At 36.2% G+C, this 21,188-nt stretch carries 13 protein-coding genes and 1 pseudogene; all 14 read right to left on the reverse strand.

The window, feature by feature from the left end; translation table 11 throughout:
- Nucleotides 1-335: 335 nt before the first annotated feature.
- A pseudogene (locus tag NST00_RS11610) lies at nt 336-632 on the reverse strand (hypothetical protein); the annotation flags it as partial.
- Between the two features lie 606 nt (nt 633-1,238).
- The gene (locus tag NST00_RS11615; RefSeq protein WP_340709987.1) at nt 1,239-6,599 is read right to left on the reverse strand and encodes a DEAD/DEAH box helicase; all 5,361 of its coding nucleotides are present in this window, start codon (nt 6,597-6,599) and stop codon (nt 1,239-1,241) included.
- A gap of 26 nt (nt 6,600-6,625) precedes the next feature.
- A complete protein-coding gene (locus NST00_RS11620; protein ID WP_340709988.1) occupies nt 6,626-7,561 on the reverse strand; it encodes a hypothetical protein in 936 nt (311 codons plus the stop codon).
- Nucleotides 7,562-7,582: 21 nt separating this feature from the next.
- Nucleotides 7,583-9,556: a hypothetical protein gene (locus NST00_RS11625; RefSeq protein WP_340709989.1), complete on the reverse strand. Its 1,974-nt coding sequence runs from the start codon at nt 9,554-9,556 to the stop codon at nt 7,583-7,585.
- Nucleotides 9,557-9,573: 17 nt separating this feature from the next.
- Entirely contained in the window at nt 9,574-11,088 is a 1,515-nt protein-coding gene (locus NST00_RS11630) for a hypothetical protein (protein WP_340709990.1), read from the reverse strand.
- Between the two features lie 744 nt (nt 11,089-11,832).
- On the reverse strand, nt 11,833-12,441 hold the full coding sequence (locus NST00_RS11635) for an alpha/beta hydrolase (RefSeq protein WP_340709991.1): 609 nt from the start codon (nt 12,439-12,441) through the stop codon (nt 11,833-11,835).
- Nucleotides 12,442-12,728: 287 nt separating this feature from the next.
- Nucleotides 12,729-13,667, reverse strand: a complete 939-nt coding sequence (locus tag NST00_RS11640; protein WP_340709992.1) for a ring-cleaving dioxygenase — start codon at nt 13,665-13,667, stop codon at nt 12,729-12,731.
- 389 nt (nt 13,668-14,056) lie between these two features.
- The gene (locus NST00_RS11645) at nt 14,057-15,028 is read right to left on the reverse strand and encodes a helix-turn-helix transcriptional regulator (protein WP_340709993.1); all 972 of its coding nucleotides are present in this window, start codon (nt 15,026-15,028) and stop codon (nt 14,057-14,059) included.
- Between the two features lie 241 nt (nt 15,029-15,269).
- Complete coding sequence (locus NST00_RS11650) at nt 15,270-15,788, reverse strand: hypothetical protein (RefSeq protein WP_340436264.1); 519 nt, start codon at nt 15,786-15,788, stop codon at nt 15,270-15,272.
- Between the two features lie 19 nt (nt 15,789-15,807).
- Entirely contained in the window at nt 15,808-16,416 is a 609-nt protein-coding gene (locus NST00_RS11655; RefSeq protein WP_340709994.1) for a hypothetical protein, read from the reverse strand.
- A 486-nt stretch (nt 16,417-16,902) separates the two neighbouring features.
- Nucleotides 16,903-18,483 carry a Na/Pi cotransporter family protein gene (locus tag NST00_RS11660; RefSeq protein WP_340709995.1) on the reverse strand — a complete coding sequence of 527 codons (1,581 nt, stop codon included), beginning with the start codon at nt 18,481-18,483 and terminating at the stop codon, nt 16,903-16,905.
- Nucleotides 18,484-18,662: 179 nt separating this feature from the next.
- A complete protein-coding gene (locus NST00_RS11665; protein ID WP_340709996.1) occupies nt 18,663-18,911 on the reverse strand; it encodes a thymidylate synthase in 249 nt (82 codons plus the stop codon).
- Nucleotides 18,912-18,996: 85 nt separating this feature from the next.
- A complete protein-coding gene (locus tag NST00_RS11670) occupies nt 18,997-19,569 on the reverse strand; it encodes a DoxX family protein (RefSeq protein ID WP_016839131.1) in 573 nt (190 codons plus the stop codon).
- Nucleotides 19,570-19,727: 158 nt separating this feature from the next.
- Nucleotides 19,728-21,083, reverse strand: a complete 1,356-nt coding sequence (locus tag NST00_RS11675) for an aspartate kinase (RefSeq protein ID WP_340710185.1) — start codon at nt 21,081-21,083, stop codon at nt 19,728-19,730.
- Nucleotides 21,084-21,188 lie beyond the last annotated feature (105 nt).

The raw sequence follows: 21,188 nt of genomic DNA on the forward strand, positions 1-21,188 counted from the left end.
GGGCAAAAGTAAGTTCTTTTTTGCCTTTTCATATATTTCTTGATTGAGAGGAGAATCATGATGGCATTACCGCGTAAAAAACCAGCGACTAATCCAAGCTGAAGACCTATGTCGGTCGCATATATGGACCATCCAATTTTAAAAGAGAACCAAAAAGTGTTGGCTTTATTAGAGCAAAAGAATCGAAAAGGCTTTCTATTTAAACATCTTTTTAAATGACTCCTTGAATAGAAGGAGTTTTTTTATTATCTAACCATTATAGTTAACTACATGTAATGATGATATAGGTTATTACTTAAGAGGTTTAAGGCCATCTAACTATTACATTACACAGAGAAGAACACTAGGTTGACGACTTCTGGAATATCCACACCCGTATCGAGCATATCCACCGATACGACAATTTGCGGTAATTTATGGCAATCAGAAAAATCATCGATTAACGCTTGATTATAGTTGACGCTGTAATCAATGACCCGCGCAAAGTCGCCCTTGTATTCAGGGAATAAATGATAAAACCATTCCACAATTCTTTCTGCATGACGATGGTTTTTCACAAAAATTAATCGTTTTTTGCCAAGTTTATCTCCGCCTTCAAAGCGAATACCTTTTTCCATTAAATTTTTCAATAATCATCTATAAATTCATCGTAACCTTTGTCACAGTTTACAATGTAGCCGTCTAATCGGATGTCAAATCGCATGAAGTATTCCCCTTTCAATAACTCTTATCAGTTGGTACTGTTATATCTTAACTAGATTTTCTTAATCTGGTATTCCCTTTTCGGCATTTCAAACACTTTTTTGAGAATTATTCATCATGCTATTTAGAAGAATGCTCACTGTTTTTCAATCAGCCAATTACAAATAAAAATAGGTTCTTACGCAATCTTGGTGATAGGGAGGGAGTAATTGAGAAAATCAGTGTGCAAATAGAATTTTTTAGATTCTCATTCTCAATTAACTCGACTTTTCACCAAAAGAATGTAAGAGCCAAATATTAATTGCTATAAACCAGCATCGCACCTAAATGTGTTAATAAAACAAAAAACATTTGCCTACATTTTCAACAATCTAAATGTATAGAGCGCATTTGCTAAATTCGAAAAACAGTTACAACGTACTATGTCAATAGTATAAAAAGTAAGGAGAACCCGTTTACCTTTACAATGAGGGCTCCCCTTTATTTTTTATCCTATCAATCTTTCGACAAGTTTCGGACAGCGACAGACTATCATCCTAGACTAATATTTGTTGTTTTCTCTCATAACTTAAATATACATTCGGCAAATCATGTAGGATTTCATAAGCAGAGACATACATAATGGTAGATTTACTGTCACTATGATCTATAATTTTTTCTATGTTATTCTTTGCTCCAATTAAATAATTCCCTTTTGATTTCATTTTGATAAAATATTGACCATTTATTTCAACTTCTTCAAAGCTCTCGTTGTGTATTTCCATCATACGTTTAACAGGGGCTAATACTTTCTGCTGCTCTTGTAATGTCAATTTTTTCAGCTCTCCTTTGACAACATAATCAAGTAACTCAAGAGCAACAAAGCGATTTAGCTGACTATGATAGAATTGATTAGAATAATGTCTTAAACACTTATAACACGAAGTCTCACAATGATTCTCGCAAGATTCCAAAATTCCTCTAGCGGTTTCGATAATATCTGGCAGCATTTCCCCTGCAATATGTGAGTATCCTGCCCCTCCTGATAATGTATCAAATAAATAAACATCGGCTTGATACAAACCTTGCGAATCTTTTTGTTCCAATGGCAAGATACGATACCCTGCTAACAATTCATTATAATCAATATCTAATACACGACTTGCGGCTAACACTAATGCCTCTCCAATCGTCTTTAAACCATCATGAACCCATCGGTTTCCCGGATGGAAGTCAATTTTTTCATCAAAACTCATCCGTAACAACAATAAATCTGAGTTAAATATATTTCCAAGGAACACCTTCCTGATGCTTCCTCGACAGCGAGCTTCTTTTTGACCGATATGCGTTTTTAACCTATATGGTACATCATGTAATGCTTTATTCTCCTTCTCTCCAGTTGGCCAGATTGCTCCGCAATCTATACAGATTTCAAAACCTTCCTGATTATCTGTTCCTTTATTCATTACTATAAGCTGCTTATTCATTTCATTTGCATACTGAAGCCGTGTCGAATGTGGATAAGGTTTTAAATTTAATTTCTCTTCTGATATAGGGATTGGTAGTTGTGGCGGTATTGCATAAGTAAATTCTTGGTCTCGATCCCCTTCTTTTACTTCCATCCCCTTTTCAGGCGAAAAACCTGTTGGTCGTAACAATGGACTTTTCTTCAGTTCTCCACCACACACCGCACACTTCGTCATTTCTATTGAATCTAAAGAAACAAATAAGCATGATTCACAATATGTTACAATTGGTAGGCTATCAATCATCAAATCTCGGGCGGGTTTTAACGGATCCTGTGGATTCGGAACGTAAATTCCTCCAATTCGATATGTTTTCTTATCAACAACAATTTGTCTTCCTGGTGCATATTCACTTAATGCCCTGTTTATTTCCAACTGTGGTCTGTGCTTAACAATTATTTTTCCAGTTCTTTCATCTTTTCCTTCAATGTAAAAACTACATAAATCTTGTGGAAACGCATACGTCGGAAGTAAGCCGTGATTAAATAAGAAATCAAGGAATTTATCATTTGGATTTACTTCTACCATCTCATCATTAAGTACTTTCAATGTATGTTTGACTTTTTCATACTGCTTTTCTAATTCACTAACTAGTTCATTACACGCTTCTTTTACAATATCTATTTTCAACTGTAGAATACTTTTATCTTTAGCCTTGTTATCTGACACAACTTCGTCAGGAATAAGATCGAATATGATTGGGTAATCACAAAAATCGTGTACTATATTATCATCCAACCATTTTTTAAACCGCACGTAATTAAAAGGTGTATCGCCTTCAAAAAAAGATTTTGTGTCGCCTAATGAACTACTAAGAATACTTGATGTTGTACCTGTTACAGATACTTTTTCATGGAAATAAGTTTGAATAAGAAATGCATTTAGATGACGTTTCGCAATTTTCTTATTATCAATATAAACAATTGGCTTACGGGTTGAACCGCTTATCATTTTTTCTGGTTGCTGAAAATAATAGTGATCATGCGGTCCCCCTTGTGCATAAGTCACTACCGTTGACAAAGCAGAACCTCGTCGGCCAGCTCGTCCCGCACGCTGTTGATAGTTTTCTCTTTGAGGTGGTACGTTTCTCAATCCAACAGCCGTTAATGACCCAATGTCAACACCGACTTCCATTGTAGTTGTGCAACTTAAAACATCTACCGGTCCTTCTAAATCGTCTAATATAATGTCTTGAAAACGTAATTCATACTCTTCTGTTGTCGCGATAGCTACTTTTGGGTCTTTTTGAGATAATTGCGCAGTATGCTCTTCAACTGTTAAATTAGATATTTTTGTATTGTTGGTGATTATTTGTTTTATCGGTGAACGCCAAAAACCTTTTTCTGAATCTAAAATTTTGCTGTTAACATCTAATACTTCAACGTTTTCAGACAAGCAATTCACACATTTGTTTTTCGATACAACCATATTAATTTCTTTACATGATTTGCATTTGTACCAATTTGCATAAATACCAGGAATTAATTTAAGCTTTTTAGGAGATAAATAATATTTCATTTCTGATTCAGCACATAGCCTAAACAGTGCATCCACGACTAAATCCTTCTCTTCTTGACTTTGAACATAAAGATTAAGAATATTATCTAATTTTTTTGGTATAAATCCTTTATTTACTCCCCAATCGTCTCCACCAAATCCTCTTATCTTTACACGCTCATAAAAATTAATTGTAGAATCTATTGCTACTCGATCTAACATTTCTTGAATAAACAGAGCTGTTAACACATAAATATCTTCTTTTGATAGGATATCTTTCAATTTTTTCTCAATTTTCATCATTTCTTTTTTAACAGGCTCTAAATATCCAGTAGCAGTTGTATAAATAGAATATAACGGATGACAAAGCTGACGAAGAAGCTCGGCTTTAAAACGAGGTAATAACTCAATATCACCATCTTCGATTAACTCTTCATAATCATCATCGAAATTATCTTTAAATACTTGCACATGATTCATTAATGATTTTCTATCCTTATCGTCAAAGAAGTATAATTTATGTTCATCCATAATTTCTAATAAAGAACAATATAACGCACCACTAAGTTTTGGCTCTATATCTTGATCGATTAATCTTTGAGCAGCCAATAAAATAGCTTGCCGAAACGAATCAAGTTCAACCTCATAAGGAATATCTCTAGCAAGGCGTGCCGCTTTTTGACGACCATCGGAGAACAACAGTACCTTCCGACCATCATTAGGTAATTTTTTATCAAATCTCACTGGTGGTTGTAATAAAAATTGTTCGCGAACTAGGTTAGCAAACGGTTGTTCCCCTTTTGTTTTTAAATCGGTAATCGTTCCTTGTACTTTTCTCATACAACAAGGACATTGGTCGAATGTAATAGCTTGATTTTTCTTTTTTATTTTTCCTTTCTTGTTTTGTTTGTTTGGTAAATACAATTTGAGATAACCTTCGGAATGCATTGGTAGTTCTTTAGTTAGAAATCCAGTTTTTATATCAAGCCATACTGGTTGTGGAACATTGTCTCCTTCCATTATTTTGGTATGTGGTTGTTCCACTAATAAATGAACTTCTGTCAGTTCCTCGCCAACTATACCTCTTCCTTTTTCTGCCCATAGATAATTATCATTTTTCTCTGATATATATCCTCTAATAAAAGCTGTACCACATTTTCTATGAGTTAATAACTCATATATTCTTGCCTCTTCACGACAAGTACATTTTAATTTAGGCGAATCGTACATTTTTCCTAATATAGAATCTTTTCCTACAGTTCTTTTTACATTACATTTAGGATTTGTACATACGTAAATTCCAGACACACCTTTAAAAAACAAATGAATACGTACAGGTAATAGTACCCTTCCATTTACTTTTGCTGCGTTTGCAAGCATTAATAAATGACTAGTGGCTTTTTGAGCGATTTCTTCATCTACACTTGGGAATACTAATTTAGCAATTTCGGTAAATTTTTTTGCACTTCCACTTATTTGTTGAATAACTAGTTCGAGTGGACCAAATCCATCTAAGCTTTTATATAAATATGACGGTAAATCATCTATAACTTCTGGAACATCCCTCCACCCAAGTCGATTCGCTATAGATTGGAGATTATTGCGCAACTTATCATATTCATGGATTCGATTTGTAAACTGCTCGCTATTTAATAAAGCAAGCGCATAAGCTTCATCGGCTGTTCCAATTCTGCCAGGCTTTCGCTTTTCCCTTGTTCCCCTTATTAATTTAAATGAGCGTTTTTTCGGCTTTCCAGTCAGTTGTTCTGCAAATTCAATCGCAGATATATCATCATCTTCTTTACCTAAACTTGCACTTGTTAAAATGCAATGCAATCTATCACGTGTGATTCCTAATCTTGCTTGTAATCTTCTTATTAGTAAGGCTACTTCAGCACCGCTTGTTCCACGATACATGTGTGCTTCATCAAGTACTAAGATAAACTTGTTCTTTTCATCTTCTGCAAGCCACTGTTTTGTTTTCTCCCATATCGGACGTTCAATAGGACGCATTAACATATACTCCAACATTGAGTAGTTTGTTACTAAAATATCCGGTGGAGTGATTTGCATTTCATGTCTAGTAAACAACTCTCGATCATCAGGAGAAGTTAAATATCGAGATTTCCAATCCCCTCTTTTACCAGAACTAAATGCATCTAGATTTTTCGCTATCCATTTTCCCCTTTTTTTCATTTCCATTGCCAATTGTGGCCGGTTTAATTCAATATCTAAATAGTACTTTATAATTTCTTTTAGCTGATATTTATCTTTTTCCTCCGTGCGCTCTCCTGGATAAGGGGTTCTTGATGTATACATACCAAATAATGGATGACGACCAAAACGCTCTTTAAAATATTTTGAAACTCGCTCATCACCGAAAAGTTGACGCAATCTTGCAATTTGGTCACTAACTAATGCATTCATGGGATATAATATTAATGCTCGGACAGCGTGCGTTTGAAATTGTTCTCTTCTATTAAAACCTTCATCAATTAACGCATTTAGAATAGGATGTAAAAATGATTCCGTTTTACCAGAACCTGTTCCAGTAGCTACAACTAAATCATGTTCGTCTTGCAAAAACGATTCTAATGCTTCCTGTTGATGAACATATGGCCTTTTATAAATACCTACGCTCGGAGACAACCCCGAAAAATAAGTCATCGCTTCTTTACAATGTTTCGGTAAATTCATTAATTCATAAGATTGTCCTGGCTCATAAACAGGAGTGGCTTCAATATATGGTTCTTTTGAAATGATTCCTTGCGAGTCTAGTAACTCTCTACGCTCTAATAATAAAGAGGGATGGCTAATTGGATATTGAGCCTCAATATATTCTCGAAGTTTTTGATGCAATCGTGCAGAAACAGAGTTAATTGTAAATTCCGTCATAAAAATCCACTTCCTTCACACGATATTTAAACTACTTCAATCCCTAAACGGTTCAAAATCCAAACAAAATCGCCGTGATGTTGCAAAGGGACAATCCACTCAAATGATCTAATGAGATGAAGCGGAAAAGCAAATAACATTAACATCTTTTCCTCAGGTGAAGTAAGTCTTCTTGTAAATCGAACATACATAAGATCTTCATTAATTCTTGTACATTTTGTTGTTATTTTAATATTCGCCTTGTTTTCTAGTGCATATTTTGCGATATCCAAATAATCGATTGGTATTTTGTAATAATATGTGTTGTGTTTTTTTCTTTCTACCCAAAAATAAAGCGGTTCACCGTATTTCACTGTATACTTAGCAATATATAGCTTTACGTTTGACACAATATTTGCATGAAATGGATACCATTTACGTTTCTTCTGTGGCAGAAATATTTCAGTTGGCTCTTCGTTCAACTTTATAGGCTCTTCCGACATTAGTATTTGTATAAATTCACTTATAGTTAGTGATGACATCCATTCACAAATTGTTAACATTGGAAGTTTATCATCATCTTCTACATAACCACCGCCACACCCATAATAGTTATAACTTGAAATAGTTTTCGGTTCTCCCATGTTACTAAGTAAGATCAAAGTTTTAGATACAGGGAGTTGTACAGTGCGCAACGGTAATGGCAAGTAATACCCATTTGCAAGTTTTGCTATTTCCCCTAAACTCGATAACCAGTCGAGCAATATTTGTGTTTCTGTTTCATTAGACTCATATCCCATCCAATCTCTAACGTCGCCAAAAAAATCACTTTTTATCAACCTTTGGATAGGTGGAATAAGTCGTTGAAAATGAACGGGTTTCATCTTATCGTCTTCAAATGCGTGAAAATGTATTAACGAAAGAATATGAGATTTTATTTGTCTCAACTGATACATTTTATTTTTCCACTTTTCATCAAACATCTTATTTATCTCATCCCTTTATTAAACAACAATACTTTCAACATACAGTTCTTCTAAAATTTTCTCCGTCTGTTCGTTACTGATATATGGTTGTAGCAACACCTTTACAACCCATATAGAAACAACATCCTCATCTAAAGATTCATCTTCTAATAAGCGAAACCACTTTTTAAACGAATCTCTATGTTGTGCGAACGGAATAACTTCTTGTACCACTTCTAAGAAATTACTGAATTCACTTGATTTCTTTTTCAATAAAACATCCTCTATAAATGGATGTGAAGGGATTGAACCAAACATTAAACTATAATTTTTTCTCAGTGTTCGAATATCTGAATTAATTATCATTTTATCAGTATCTATTATTGGCACGAATTGTAGCTTTTGAATAAATGAGTCAGTTAATTCATTATAATCTTTAATACTTATGAGGATTAATTCTGGCAACGACTCTTCTATAGAGACTTTCCAGTAGTCTAAAAACGACGGCAAATATAATTCAGCAGATGAATTTTCAATTTGACATAAATGAACCGATTTTATGTAGTCAAGTCTCATATAATTTGAAAAGCTAGAAATTAAAGCTTGATTTGAGAAATTTTTTATATCTGGAAAAATAGTCAGATGGTCATTACCCGAAATGGTCCAACCAATTACTTGCGAGATTTCAAAGCTAAAGTTTCCCTTAAATATGATTGGCTTTCTAAATAAAATTGCACCTAAGGTCGTTTTTGCAATCAATAGTGCTTGTTTCTCTTCTATATTAATCATAGATAAATTCTTTACCAGTGATTTTACTAAACTAGAAACATCATCATATATTATTGTTTCAGCAGTCTCTTTTACAATCCATTGTGAATCATTTCGATAATTGCTGTCATTGTGAGAGATATTTAGTCCCAAACTTGTAAATGGAATTAAATCCGTTAAAGTCTGAAAAATGTTATGCTTCATGTCTTTAAGCTTTTGTTCTAATGCTTCATCAGCTTTTTTTAAGTTTTCTTCTGATTCCCTTATTTGTTGTTTAATTTTATTAATGGTTGCTAATAGCTGTTCTTTTTCTCTTCTTAATTGCTGAGTCTCATTAATTATTTTTTTATTTTCATTCTCTATTTTTTTCCTTTCGATTACTAATTTTTCTTCTAACAGTTCTTGTATTTTGTCTTGAATGGCTGGGTATTGCAATAATTCCTGTTCAAAGTGGGCAATATCTTCCTGTTCAACTTTATATTTAGTCAACAACTCAATTGCTCGAGTAATGCGTTCATAACGAATTTCAGAAGGCAACTCACTAACTAAATCGGATAGTTGATTTATTACTTTTCTTGAAATGTCCTGAACATGCTTCTCATCTTTAAGAGTCTTTAGAGCGTATCGGATAATTCGTTCATTAGTGGCGCAATCAAGATAATCTTCAACAGTATCTAGCAACATAGTTGATGTAAAATAGCGGAATGTACCTACATTTTTATCATAATACTTAACCATGTCCATATTATTTTGTCGTATCTCGAGCAACCTATCATCATTAAAATCAGCAACCCATTTCAGTTCTTTTGTTTGTTTAGGACGGTAAGGTCCTATTAAGAAATTATCAGTCGTTAACAGTAAAATCTCTGATGTGAACTGTTGGGGTGCATCAAATCCATTTTGAATTAAATAAGTTATTTCTTTATTTTGAACGAGCGAAAATGGTATTTTAACGATTTCATAGTATCTTAAATCTACTATCTCTTGATTAACTAAATACTTTGAATATATAGGTTTACTTGCATAATCATCGATTCTTTCCTCTATTGTATAAAATCCTAACTTTCCAACATTTATTCCATCTGGAACAGGAGACCACATCACTTCTCCTTCACTCGGATAATCAATTGTTGGGTTTTTAACTTCAGTTAGTTGATAGTTTTCGTATTCTGCCAAAACTTTGATGAACATAAACTTTTTATCTGGTCTCTTTTCTTTTTCAATTATTCCAAAAATCGTTTTCATACTATCCCCCTTATTCGTCACGTTATTTTTTCAATTAATTTCTTCACAATCATCGGAACTTGATTTCGATACAAATTCAAGTAATATGCTAATTTTGATTGTAAGACCTTATTGTCTATATTTTTCAATAAAGACTTAAAATTAGCGTATTGCGCATTTGAAATCCAATAGGATTTACTTTGCTCCAATTGCATATACGCCAATAAAATGTTGTTCCAATTTATCTCGTAAGGACTGTCGTTCCCATCTGAAGAAAAATGGAACGTCCAAATCCCAGGAATAAAAATTTTCTCAATGAATTGATGTGAATCATTGCTAATATTGTCAAGTTTTTTTGGAAATTTATTTTTTTCCTTTATCCAGTAAGGAAACAAAGAGTCTTTTAGCACATTTATTGAGCGAGACTTTCGAATTTTCTTCTCTTTAAAAAGTGTCAATTTTTGATTATCGATTGTAATTCTAGAGTCATACTCAATAGGAAAATAGGTCGTAATTTTTTCACCGAAGTACAAATGCAACATTTTTCCTTCATGATTTTTAATATAAAAGGTGTGAAATCCTTCTTTGTTTAATGTTATTTTAAAATAGCTATCTGATAATCGATACTCCTTGCTTGTATAGTCTGGTTGAATATGAACCAGATGATATATTTGCTGAGTAAAATCACGAAAAGATATTTGTATAATGCATTCTCTGTCCTCGATTAAAAACGCATTATTTTTTCTTCCAAAAGTCGAAGGTTTTAATATGTCTAGGTAATAATATGGAGGCTTTAAATGATATCCAAACTGTTGAAACCATCTAATCAATTCGTCTGTTAATAAAGAAGGTAGTTGAAGTTTATAAGCAAACCACCCATATTTTTTGTTTAACGTCTCTACATGTATCTCGTTTGGAAATTTAATTCTTTCTCTAGACATCATATAAAAAGTATCATTAATAGATAATTCACGAGGTTCCATCATACAAAATTTGTTATTTACCAACTGAAACAGATAAACATTATTCTTAAAACCTCGTATATATTCAGGCCAATTGAGCCCAAGCTTATAATAGCAATCTTGGTGATCTTTTCTCTCAAACGAAAAACTATATCCCTCTTTAGGAATAATTTGAAGTTTATTTTCATTTGAATTTGGCCAAAGTTGGGCAGATGAAATAAAGGAATTCATTTCATTACATTTTATTTTAAAATGTAAATTGTGCAGATCACACTCTGCTGCTTGGGAAGGTGTTAGATAAGGAAATGTAATAAAAAGCTTCCAGTCCATACTAGAAGATTCGAACGTGATAAATGGCCGATTTAACATTGTAGAATAATCGTTAGGATTAAAAGAACTAGTTAGACTTTTGACATAAAGCTCACATTGTTCGGAACCTTGACCGCGTTCATGTCGAAAATGAGCTGATTGCACTATTCCTTCCGCTTTGAATACGTTTGCTCCACAACAAGGACAAGTATAGATCGCTCCATATTTATGCGCATCTTTCGCATGAACAAGTTGTCCTAATTGATTAAATGCTCTTTCCATCTTATTCAATAAACCCCTTATAAATTTATCCGCATATGAAATAATACCCAGTTCTTTTTATATATTAACATTTTTTAATGTAAATTGTTTTAAAAGTGTCAAATATTAAAAGTTTTATAAAAAGCAGAAGCCCTTCGTCAAATATAAAAGATAGATGTTAGTGACAATCAGAAAATGTACAGTTTGGCAATTAAGCATTTGCACCTATTTCTGCATAATTATAACTTGATATGGAGTGGTGATTATGGTAGGCTCTCTGGCCTGCAAAACCATACGGCTTTGCCCTTTTGCGTAGAATCATGACCGCAGAGGCTCCATGTCAAGTAACGTGGTGTATGAGTTAATATTCAATCAAATGGATACTCTTATTTGCTATTTAATACATTTTTAATTGCCAAATACAAAATAGATAATAAAAAACACTTGACTAGAGGTAAGAAGGAGCTGTCCAAATAGTCAAGATAACTGACTTTTTGTAAATCCTCTCATTTTTTTAAAGTACACAAAAAATCGTCCTATACTGTAAAATGAAGGTACCACCACAATATTTCAGGAAGGACGATTTTGATGTTTTTAATACTTGTTCCAGTTTGAATTCTAGTAAGTAAATATTGCCCTACGAGACTCTCTAGATACCCCTTCACAAAATACGAATTAATATCATTATGCGTACGGATACCATGGAAGAAAAAAACCGCGCTTCTACAGACTCAATACGCGGCTTTTCCTTATTTTCCAATTCAATTATGAATAATGTTTTTCATACCACTCTTTCGCTTTTTCAACCTCTGTGATCGTCAATTGGTGTCCGTAACTTTCCCAATGGATCGCCACAGATGCCCCTGCCCCCTCCAACAATTCTTGAAGTTCCACCGATTCTTGTTGAGGGCAGATGGGATCGTTCGTTCCAGCTCCAATGAATACGTCGGTTCCAGTCAAGTTTGGCAATGGAATGCCTCGTATCGGTACCATTGGGTGGTGTAAAATCGCACCTTTTAAAGAATCGTTCATCAGAAATAACAGACTTGCTGCGATATTTGCGCCGTTCGAATAGCCAATCGCCACTATATTGTTGCGATCAAATTGATATTCGTTCGCAGCGTCATCCAAAAAATGATGTAATTCCTGAGTCCGGTAAATCAAATCTTCTTCATCAAACACCCCTTCCGCCAACCGTCTGAAAAAGCGAGGCATTCCATTTTCCAAAACATTTCCCCTCACGCTCAGCACAGCACTTTCCGGATCGATCATTTCCGCTAACGGTAGCAATGAGTTCTCATCTCCGCCCGTTCCATGCAGCAACAGTAAAACCGGCTTATCGGGGTTGGTTCCTTCTTTAAAAATATGTCGCATATGTTTGATTACTCCTTTTCATTTTTCATCGAAATGTTCCCGCGATTTGGCATCCTGTGAATCTTGACCGACCTGCACAATGCATTTTCGCCCGTTTCCATCTGTCCATCGAAATGTACACGGGGCCTTTCCGTCCTGTCGCGGCTAACCTGCACGGCATCTCCATCTGATCATCGGACTGTCCCAACAATTTTGGCATCTTTGACCGGCCTGCATAATGCATTTACGCTCGTCTTCATCTGTTCATCGATGCGGTTCGTCCAAAAGCAACTCACATCCCTGTGATTTTAATCCAGCGGACGAACTTCGACCGGTATTAATGACGCTTCTAAACGGTCGCGGAAAGGTTCGTATTGTGGAGGCAGCATCAACCGGGTTCCCATTGTTTCAAAAGACTCGTCGAGCGCAAATCCTGGAGGGTCTGTTGCAATTTCGAACAATATTTTTCCAGGCTCATGGAAATAGATGGAATTGAAATAGTTGCGATCCTTTACATCTGTGACGTACATGCCTTTATTCATTGCATATTCCTGCCATTCAAGGTGGTCATCATTGTCATTCGCACGCCAAGCGATATGGTGGACGGTTCCAACCCCCATCATGCCGCGGATTCCTTTCGTCATTTTCAAATCGATGATATTTCCGATGTCGGCAGTCGATTGAAAGCGTGTGTAGTCCCCCTCCTGGCCGACCACCTCAAGCCCCATCACATCTATCAGCGTTTTTGTTGTTTCTTCGGGGAGGCTGGAATACAAGACTGCACCGCCAAATCCTTTGATGGCTACCTCTTTTGTGACGCCGCCAAATGTCCAGCTATTCTCTTCCCCGCTTTCCCGCTCAACCAGTTCCAGTTGCAATCCATGGGGGTCTTTGAATTGCAAATAGGTTTCTCCAAATCGCGACGTTTCTGTATATGCAATGTTGAATTTGTCCAATCGCTTTTTCCAAAATTCCATTGCTCCGACAGGCACCACATAGGTCGTTACGCCAACCTGTCCATCGCCGATCCGTCCCTGATATGCGCCCGGCCAAGGGAAAAAGGTGATGATGGTGCCCGGTTTGCCCCATTCATTCCCAAAATAGAAATGGTACGTTCCCGGATCATCGAAGTTTACGGTTTTTTTCACAAGGCGCAATCCAAGAACACCTGTGTAAAAATCGATATTTTCTTGTGGATGTTCTACGATTGCCGTAATATGATGAATTCCTGCTGTGTGTTTTTTCATTTAAATGGCTCCTTTTGATTATACTTGATGAACAACGTTATTATCTCGAATTCAAGATATATTCCCTAAAAATAAAGATAGCTTTCCGAACTATCTTAAATTTTGATTTAAATTATCTCAATTTCGAGATAATAATATCATGGCTGCAATCGAAGGTCAACTCCGGGAATCCCTGTTTATTAATTTTTCTTATCCTGGAATTCCCTTTTCGTCACTCCAAACGCTTTTTTGAGAATTTTTCATCATGCTAACCCAGTGAACGTCCACTGTTCTTCCCGCAAATTTCGCACTTTCCTTACCAATAAAAACAGCCGCGCATTGATAGAAAATACGCGACTTGTCCTTGCGAATAATTTACGAAACCCTTCACAATCCCTTCCTCTCAACACTCACCCCAAACCATGATATTGCAGATACAACCTCTCCGCTTCCTCCTCCATCTCTTCCACCAGCCGCTTCGGATAGACCACTTTCGCATCGGCGCCCCATGAAAGCAGCCAACGCACAAGCCCTTTACTGATGATGGCTCTCGTGATTAGGCGAAAATGTTCATCATCCACTCTCTTAATGTCAGCATTGAGGCCAAAGCGGTCAATCACGGCGGGCGCCAAATCATTTTTAAAAATCACCTCGATGGAAGACTCTTCCCCGCCAAACATGAAAAATAATAGATTGCGATACTTGTTAATATCAAAGCCCGGTTGCACGGCAAATTTCTGTTCGAGCAATTGAATATCCCTGATTCGGTCGATTCGGTAATGATGGATGTCCTCCTCCATCACGTTATAGCCAATTAAATAATACATCTCTTCATTCCAAATGATTCCATAAGGATGGATGAGATATTGTTTAGGATTGGGACTTCCAGATAGCACAAATTCTTTCTCCACCGAGTAACGGCCATATTGGAACTGAATGACCTTCTTTTCCGCAATAGCCTGGTGGATCGTTTGAACCGTCTTGGCAAATAAAGGACTATCAATTTTCGCAAAGGTATGTACTAACTGGTTTGCTAATAAGATCGCTTCATTTTCGGATACGAACTTTTTTAATTTTCCTATAATTTGCTCCGTTTCTTGCTCTGAAATGAAACGGGCCGAAGAAATGGCATCCATCATATAGCGCAACTCATGGATTTCAAAAAATCGATCCGCAATCCAATAATGTATAAATTGATTTCTTCCGCTTTGGCTAGTTTCGACCTTGATGAACGATTCCTCTGAAGTTAAAAACTTCAAATCATTTCGAACCGCTTTTAATCCAACTTCTATTTGATGCATCTCCAAATATTGCAAAATATCTTCAATCGACTTCGGATGTTGTTTGGAAGAATATTTCCATAAATATTCAATAATCGCCAAGATTCGTCTATACTTCATTCAACCACCGCTTTTCTATCAATTATTAATCCTATTATAAAACAATTATTAGTTCTTTTTATGCACCAATAAAAAGTAGTTAAGAAAATCTTATGAATCCGCACAAATGAGCAAGTGCCAAAATCCGAATATGTTCGATTTTGGCACAAATATCATCAGGTATTGTCGAATTTTGGCTTTATAAAAGTTTTCATTAAATAACGCGCATATCACGCGGCATCTATTAAAACGTCACTTTTACAGGATGATCTTCTTGGTAGTCCATTTGATCCCAAGAGAAAATGTGCAATGTCATTTCGAAGTTTTCTTTTAACTCAGGGAATTCATATCCTTCGAATTCTTGGATTTCTAATTTCGCAGTGGCCGATTTGCCCGGAGCTACTTCTTGGCTCATGACTAACAATGTTTCATCAACCATGCGGCCATCTGCGGAAACGCTGCGTGCCTGTACTTCGATAGAATCTTGGCGTTTGTTTTCAACATCGAAAATGACTTCAATGGATTTGCCCCAAATTGGATCTTCTTTCTTCACAATTTTCACAAGTGTCGCTTTCACATTTTCATTATCCACAATCACTTGATTAATCTCGTTTGCCTTTTCATCTTCTTTCGTTTCTTCCGCTGTTTGTTCCGTTTCTGTGTTTTCCACTTTTCCGTTCACATTTTCTTCCGTTGTTTCACCACATGCTGCTAATAAAAGCAGTAACATCAACATCGCAATAGGATAATAGAATTTTTTCATCGTCAGTACCTCCTCGCATTTATTCCGTTTCCAAATCCTCTAAATCTTTCGGATAATTCACTTCGTTGATGATTTCGTTTGTCGCTTCGTCTTTCACTACAATTTTGACATTATAGTTTTCCGGATCAGCACCGTTAAATAGCTGATACATGGCGCCTGATAACCCTAAGCCAAAAACAGCGAATCCATCAAAACTGTTTTCAAACGCATCTTTGTCCACCACTAATGTAAATTCAGTGAATTTCTTGTTATGTTGAATATCTTTAATGGATGTAAAATCTTCACCATTTTTCAATTCCTCAATGGATTCAAGCAAAGAGTCTTCCATCTCGGCCATCATTTCTTTATGCTTCGCTTTTGACATTTTGTAAGTCACAGAGCCATTTTCGTTTTTCGTTACTTCGATGCCTTCCTCTTTGGCTTCAGCGATTGCCGCATCAATGTCCCCATCTTCAAAAAAGCTAGCTGGCAACGTCACTTCCACATTCAATAACCCTTTATCAACACTGATGCCTTCACTTTCTTTTTGTTGTTGCTCTGCCTCGTTTGCCTTGCTCTCCTCATTGGCGTTACAAGCCGTAAGAAGGGCAATCATTAATAAGAATGCTGCAAATGTAATTTTTTTCATGTTGTACCTCCGTAATAAAATTTTTCATTCTCAATTAGACTTCACCTTCAAGGATTCCTGTCATTAACGTATAATCAAGAACGATTTTTATGATAAATGAATCTGTCTTTCCTGAAAGGCCTTTTACGTCATTTCGGAAGATTTTTTTTGGGAAAAGGGGAAAATTTTTTATTTTGGTTGTGGGGAGCGTGCTAAAACGTGGAGTTCATAAAAAAAGCGCCCAAAATAGCGCTTCTGCTTTGAAGGTATTGTAACATTTACCTCTTGTGCGGATAGCGTTCACTCTTGTTCGGATAACGGGGTAGCTTGCGCAGATGAAGCTCCTTCTTGCTCAGATAACAACTCAACTCGCGCGGATACAACCTCCTCTTGCTCGCGCTAATGCAATCAATCCTTGCTAGGATAATATGGCCCATAAAAAAAAACGCTCATCTTCACCTACTGAGCGTTTTCCTCCTTCTACACCCACTCCACATCTTGAAAACTTTAAGACTCTTCTATCTCCGTCCCTTTTTTAAATTCCACCAATCTCGCAAAGGCGCGCCAGTAATGGTAGACGAGACGGTCAATCCACAGAAGCGCCTGAACGTTGGACATGGCCACTTCCAATTTTGTTTCTCTTACCGCCGTTCGCTCATAATATTTTCTTCTGCGCACTCGTCTTTCTTCTGCAATTTTGTGGGCGGTTTTCTCCAACTCTTGCTCCATTTCCAACAACTTTTCTTCGCTGTCAAAACTTTGATTGATTTGTTCTAACGTTTTATGCCACCATTTCATCAATTTCTCGTGATGAAAAACTCCTTCTACCTTTTGTTGTTCTCGCAATACGCGAATTAATCGGCTGATATGGTCCAACACGTGCAATATGGCAACATGTTGATTACGAAGTTTCGTTGAATCCGATTGCACGTCATTGAGGAACTTGCGGAGTAACACAATGGTTTCCTCTACTTCCTGCACTTTTTTTTCGTAGCTAGCCGTTCCCTTTTTCGCTTCAATTAATTCTAACATTGCATCCGTTAAATGTTTCATCATTTGCAATAATGTTTGATAAGCTACTTCTAAGGCAGCGGATGGAATGGATACCAATTGATCGTCGAGATTTCGAGTCAACGCATTCGCCTTTTCTGGCAACATTTTCGTTAAGAGCTTTGAAAACTGCTTTGTAAATGGAACGAAAATGATGGCCCCAAATACACTAAACAGCGTATGGAATAATGCAAGCCCCACGGTTTCATCAAAGCTACCGGTAAACGCAACAGTCAAAACCTCAACAAATTGTAAAATGTAGCGAATGAAAATGGTCACAATGAAAGCGGTCACAACATTAAACATCAAATGGGTTGCCGCTGTTCGTTTTGCTGCGATGGATGATCCAATCGAAGCCACAATAGCTGTTGCAGTCGTTCCGATATTTTGACCAACGACTAAAAAAGCAGCCTGTTCAAAATCAATCGCTCCAGCAAATAATGCAGTAAGCGTCGTTGCCATCGCTGCACTAGATGCTTGCATAATAATGGTCATAATAATGCCAATTCCAATTAATAACAAAATGGACAGAAAGGATTCAGTATCCAATGACTCAAAGCGAATCCAATGTTGGGCCGTTTCCATCCCTTTTTGGAGCAAATCGATTCCTAGAAATAGAAGGCCGAAACCGGTCAACACGCCTCCATATTTCTTGATGTCGCTTGGAGCCACATATTGTACAAATACCCCTAAACCAATCATCGGCAATGACATGGCTTGCAGGCTGATCTTAAACCCTAAAAGGGAAATAATCCACCCTGTACTTGTACTTCCAATATTGGCGCCAATGATAATACCAATCGACTGAAAAAAAGAAATAAGTCCTGCACTGACAAAACCAACTGTTAAAATCGTTGTTGCGGTTGAAGATTGAACGAGCACAGTCATAAAAAATCCTGTTAATAAGGATGTAAACGTTCCTTTTGTGAAAGTATGTAACCATTTTCTCAACGTTTCGCCCGCAATCTCTTTCAACCCGTTTGTCAACATCGACATTCCTAATAAAAAAATGCCGATTCCACCTATTGCATTAATCATCAAGCCACCTCCTTCACTAGAAAGGGCAATTCACTGGAATATTATTATTTTACAAAAAAAACAAAATTGCGTTCCTAGAAGAACGCAAAATTAGACGAAAGAATCAATAAAAATTCGACCATCTGATATGGGCAAGACGCAGTATTCATTTTGAAATTATATTTCACAAAATATTATTTCTATTCTGCATCAATGACAAATTGTTTCATTGACTCTCTCGAATCTTCCTCTTTTAAATAAATCACTAGTTCTTGGCGATATTCATTTCCCTCTAAATAGTGGTCAAGGGTATGAAAATCATATTTATAACTGCCAAAAGGAAACGTTACATATTCTCCCTTCACCGCCGTAAGTAAACCTGCAACATCGTGGGAGACCATTTGTAATAATTCTTGACCTGTAGATGTTAATACAAATATTACATTCATCTTCTTTCACCTTTTCATGAAAAAACGTTGCCTTATAAGCAACGTTTTCTTAGTCTATTTATGTAAGCATATTTTACCATATGTATTAAGCATTGAACACTGTTGTGTCTTCTTTCTGCTTTGCAATTTTTCCCCAAGGAGTTCCGAGTTTTAATAATACCCAGCGATCTAAACCATACCAACCTGCTACTTTCCAAGCTAACATTAAGAGAATGCTGAGTAATAATAGACGTGGATTTGAACTTAACGTGCCAGCAAATAAGAAGGCAATATTCATCATCGATCCGAAAAAGGCTGCAATGGCTGTGAACAATCCTATTATTAATCCAATCCCAACAAGCACTTCCCCAAACGCAACTAAATAGCTAAAGATTGTCGCATTCGGCAAACAAATATGTTCTAAAAAGGCTGCATACCATCCCATTACATCATTCGTCGTGGATGCTTTTTCGATGGCACCTTGTAAATATCCGCTGACTGCCGCTCCCGCATTCTTACCAGTCCAAGCATCATCAAATACTTTATGAATTCCTGATTGGAGCCAAATCCATCCTACATAAATGCGGACAACTAGCCAAATGGCCGCGGAACGAGTGTCATTAAATAAAAATTGAGTCACTGGATTTTCCGGATAGAAAATCAATTCCTTTTTTTCCATTGTTTCACTCCTTTCACACTTATTATATAGTGTTTTATTACTCCGAACTATCTTTTTTTCTATATACAAATACTTTTTATAATGAAAATTCATGAATTTGAAAAAATTATAAATACAAAAAAAAGATGCAACAGGTTGTCTGCTGCATCTTCATTATATTAAATCGTTACAGGTGCAAAAAACTCCTCATACAATGCGCGTAAGCATTGGTCTTCATATGGCTGCAATACACCAAATACGAGGCTAACTTCTGATGACCCTTGATTAATCATCTCGATATTTGCTCCAGTTCTAGAAATAGCTGAAGCTGCACGGGCTGCTAATCCTGTATTATTGCGCATACCTTCGCCTACAATGACAATCATGGAAAATCCGTGACGGAAATAAACATCATCTGCGTGAAGTTCTTCTTTCACTCGTTTAACAATGCGTTCTTCTTTTTCAGGATTTAATTGGTTGGAACGAATGATAATTGAAATATCATCCACTCCAGATGGCGTATGATCGTAAGAAATGTTTTCTTCCTCAATGATTTGTAATAGTTTTCTGCCAAATCCAATTTCTCGATTCATTAAATATTTAGAGACGTACAAAGTCGAGAAACCGTGATCTGCCGCTATCCCAATGACCGGTCGACCATTAGGCTTGCGGGATGGAACAATGCGTGTACCAGGAGCAGAAGGATTATTTGTGTTTTTAATATTCACAGGAATCCCTAGTTTGAATACAGGAATTAAAGCTTCATCATGGAATACTGAAAATCCTGCATAAGAAAGCTCTCTCATTTCACGGAATGTAATTTCTTCAATACCGATAGGATCGTTTACCACTTTCGGATTTGCAGAAAAAACGCAATCAACATCTGTGAAGTTTTCATACAGCTCTGCTTTGACAGCCGCCGCTAAGATGGAACCTGTAATATCGGAACCACCGCGATCAAATGTACGCAATACACCATCTTTTGTATATCCGAAGAATCCAGGGAAGACAATGATTTCCTCACTCTTTCCCAGATTTTTTAAGTTTTCATAAGTCTCTGGTAAGGCAACTGTTCTTTCAGGAGGGGCGTTTACAATTAACCCCTCTTTTGGGCTAACATATTTCGCCTTCATGCCAATAGAGTTGAAATATGCCGCAACTAATTTCGCGTTATTGTCTTCTCCACTTGCTTTTAAATTATCAATGAATAACTCTTTTTCTAATTTTAATGCAATGCGTTCGCGTAAATCTTTCTCTATTACTTCGCAAATTTTTCCGTCTAAACCTAGACCTTGGGCAATTTCAATATATCGATTTAACACATTTTGCAGCTTCTCTTCAACTTGATCATTCCGAAGAGCTGATTCTGCTAAATCGATTAACAAATCCGTCACTTTCATATCATCACCAAAGCGTTTCCCTGGAGCAGATACCGTCACGATTCTTCTTTTTGGATTAGCCTTCACAATATTTGCCACTTTTTTGATTTGTTCTGCACTTGCAACAGAAGTACCACCAAATTTACATACTATCATTTTTTTCATCAAATCCTTACTATCCAGAATTGTATTTTCCATAAAAACATTTGACTTTCCTCAGTGTACAAATTTTATAAAAAATCGTCAAGACCAATTAAATAA

Source organism: Ureibacillus sp. FSL K6-0165 (assembly GCF_038004285.1).
Taxonomy (GTDB): Bacteria; Bacillota; Bacilli; order Bacillales_A; family Planococcaceae; genus Ureibacillus; species Ureibacillus thermosphaericus.

What these genes read in the sequence shown, in the direction of transcription:
- NST00_RS11665 (WP_340709996.1), bottom strand. Translation starts at nt 18,911, where the DNA reads ATGAATGTAATATTTGTATTAACATCTACAGGTCAAGAATTATTACAA.
- NST00_RS11655 (WP_340709994.1), bottom strand. Translation starts at nt 16,416, where the DNA reads ATGAAAAAAATTACATTTGCAGCATTCTTATTAATGATTGCCCTTCTT.
- NST00_RS11640 (WP_340709992.1), bottom strand. Translation starts at nt 13,667, where the DNA reads ATGAAAAAACACACAGCAGGAATTCATCATATTACGGCAATCGTAGAA.
- NST00_RS11660 (WP_340709995.1), bottom strand. Translation starts at nt 18,483, where the DNA reads ATGATTAATGCAATAGGTGGAATCGGCATTTTTTTATTAGGAATGTCG.
- NST00_RS11620 (WP_340709988.1), bottom strand. Translation starts at nt 7,561, where the DNA reads ATGTTTGATGAAAAGTGGAAAAATAAAATGTATCAGTTGAGACAAATA.
- NST00_RS11630 (WP_340709990.1), bottom strand. Translation starts at nt 11,088, where the DNA reads ATGGAAAGAGCATTTAATCAATTAGGACAACTTGTTCATGCGAAAGAT.
- NST00_RS11675 (WP_340710185.1), bottom strand. Translation starts at nt 21,083, where the DNA reads ATGATAGTATGTAAATTTGGTGGTACTTCTGTTGCAAGTGCAGAACAA.
- NST00_RS11650 (WP_340436264.1), bottom strand. Translation starts at nt 15,788, where the DNA reads ATGAAAAAATTCTATTATCCTATTGCGATGTTGATGTTACTGCTTTTA.
- NST00_RS11670 (WP_016839131.1), bottom strand. Translation starts at nt 19,569, where the DNA reads ATGGAAAAAAAGGAATTGATTTTCTATCCGGAAAATCCAGTGACTCAA.
- NST00_RS11615 (WP_340709987.1), bottom strand. Translation starts at nt 6,599, where the DNA reads ATGACGGAATTTACAATTAACTCTGTTTCTGCACGATTGCATCAAAAA.
- NST00_RS11635 (WP_340709991.1), bottom strand. Translation starts at nt 12,441, where the DNA reads ATGCGACATATTTTTAAAGAAGGAACCAACCCCGATAAGCCGGTTTTA.
- NST00_RS11625 (WP_340709989.1), bottom strand. Translation starts at nt 9,556, where the DNA reads ATGAAAACGATTTTTGGAATAATTGAAAAAGAAAAGAGACCAGATAAA.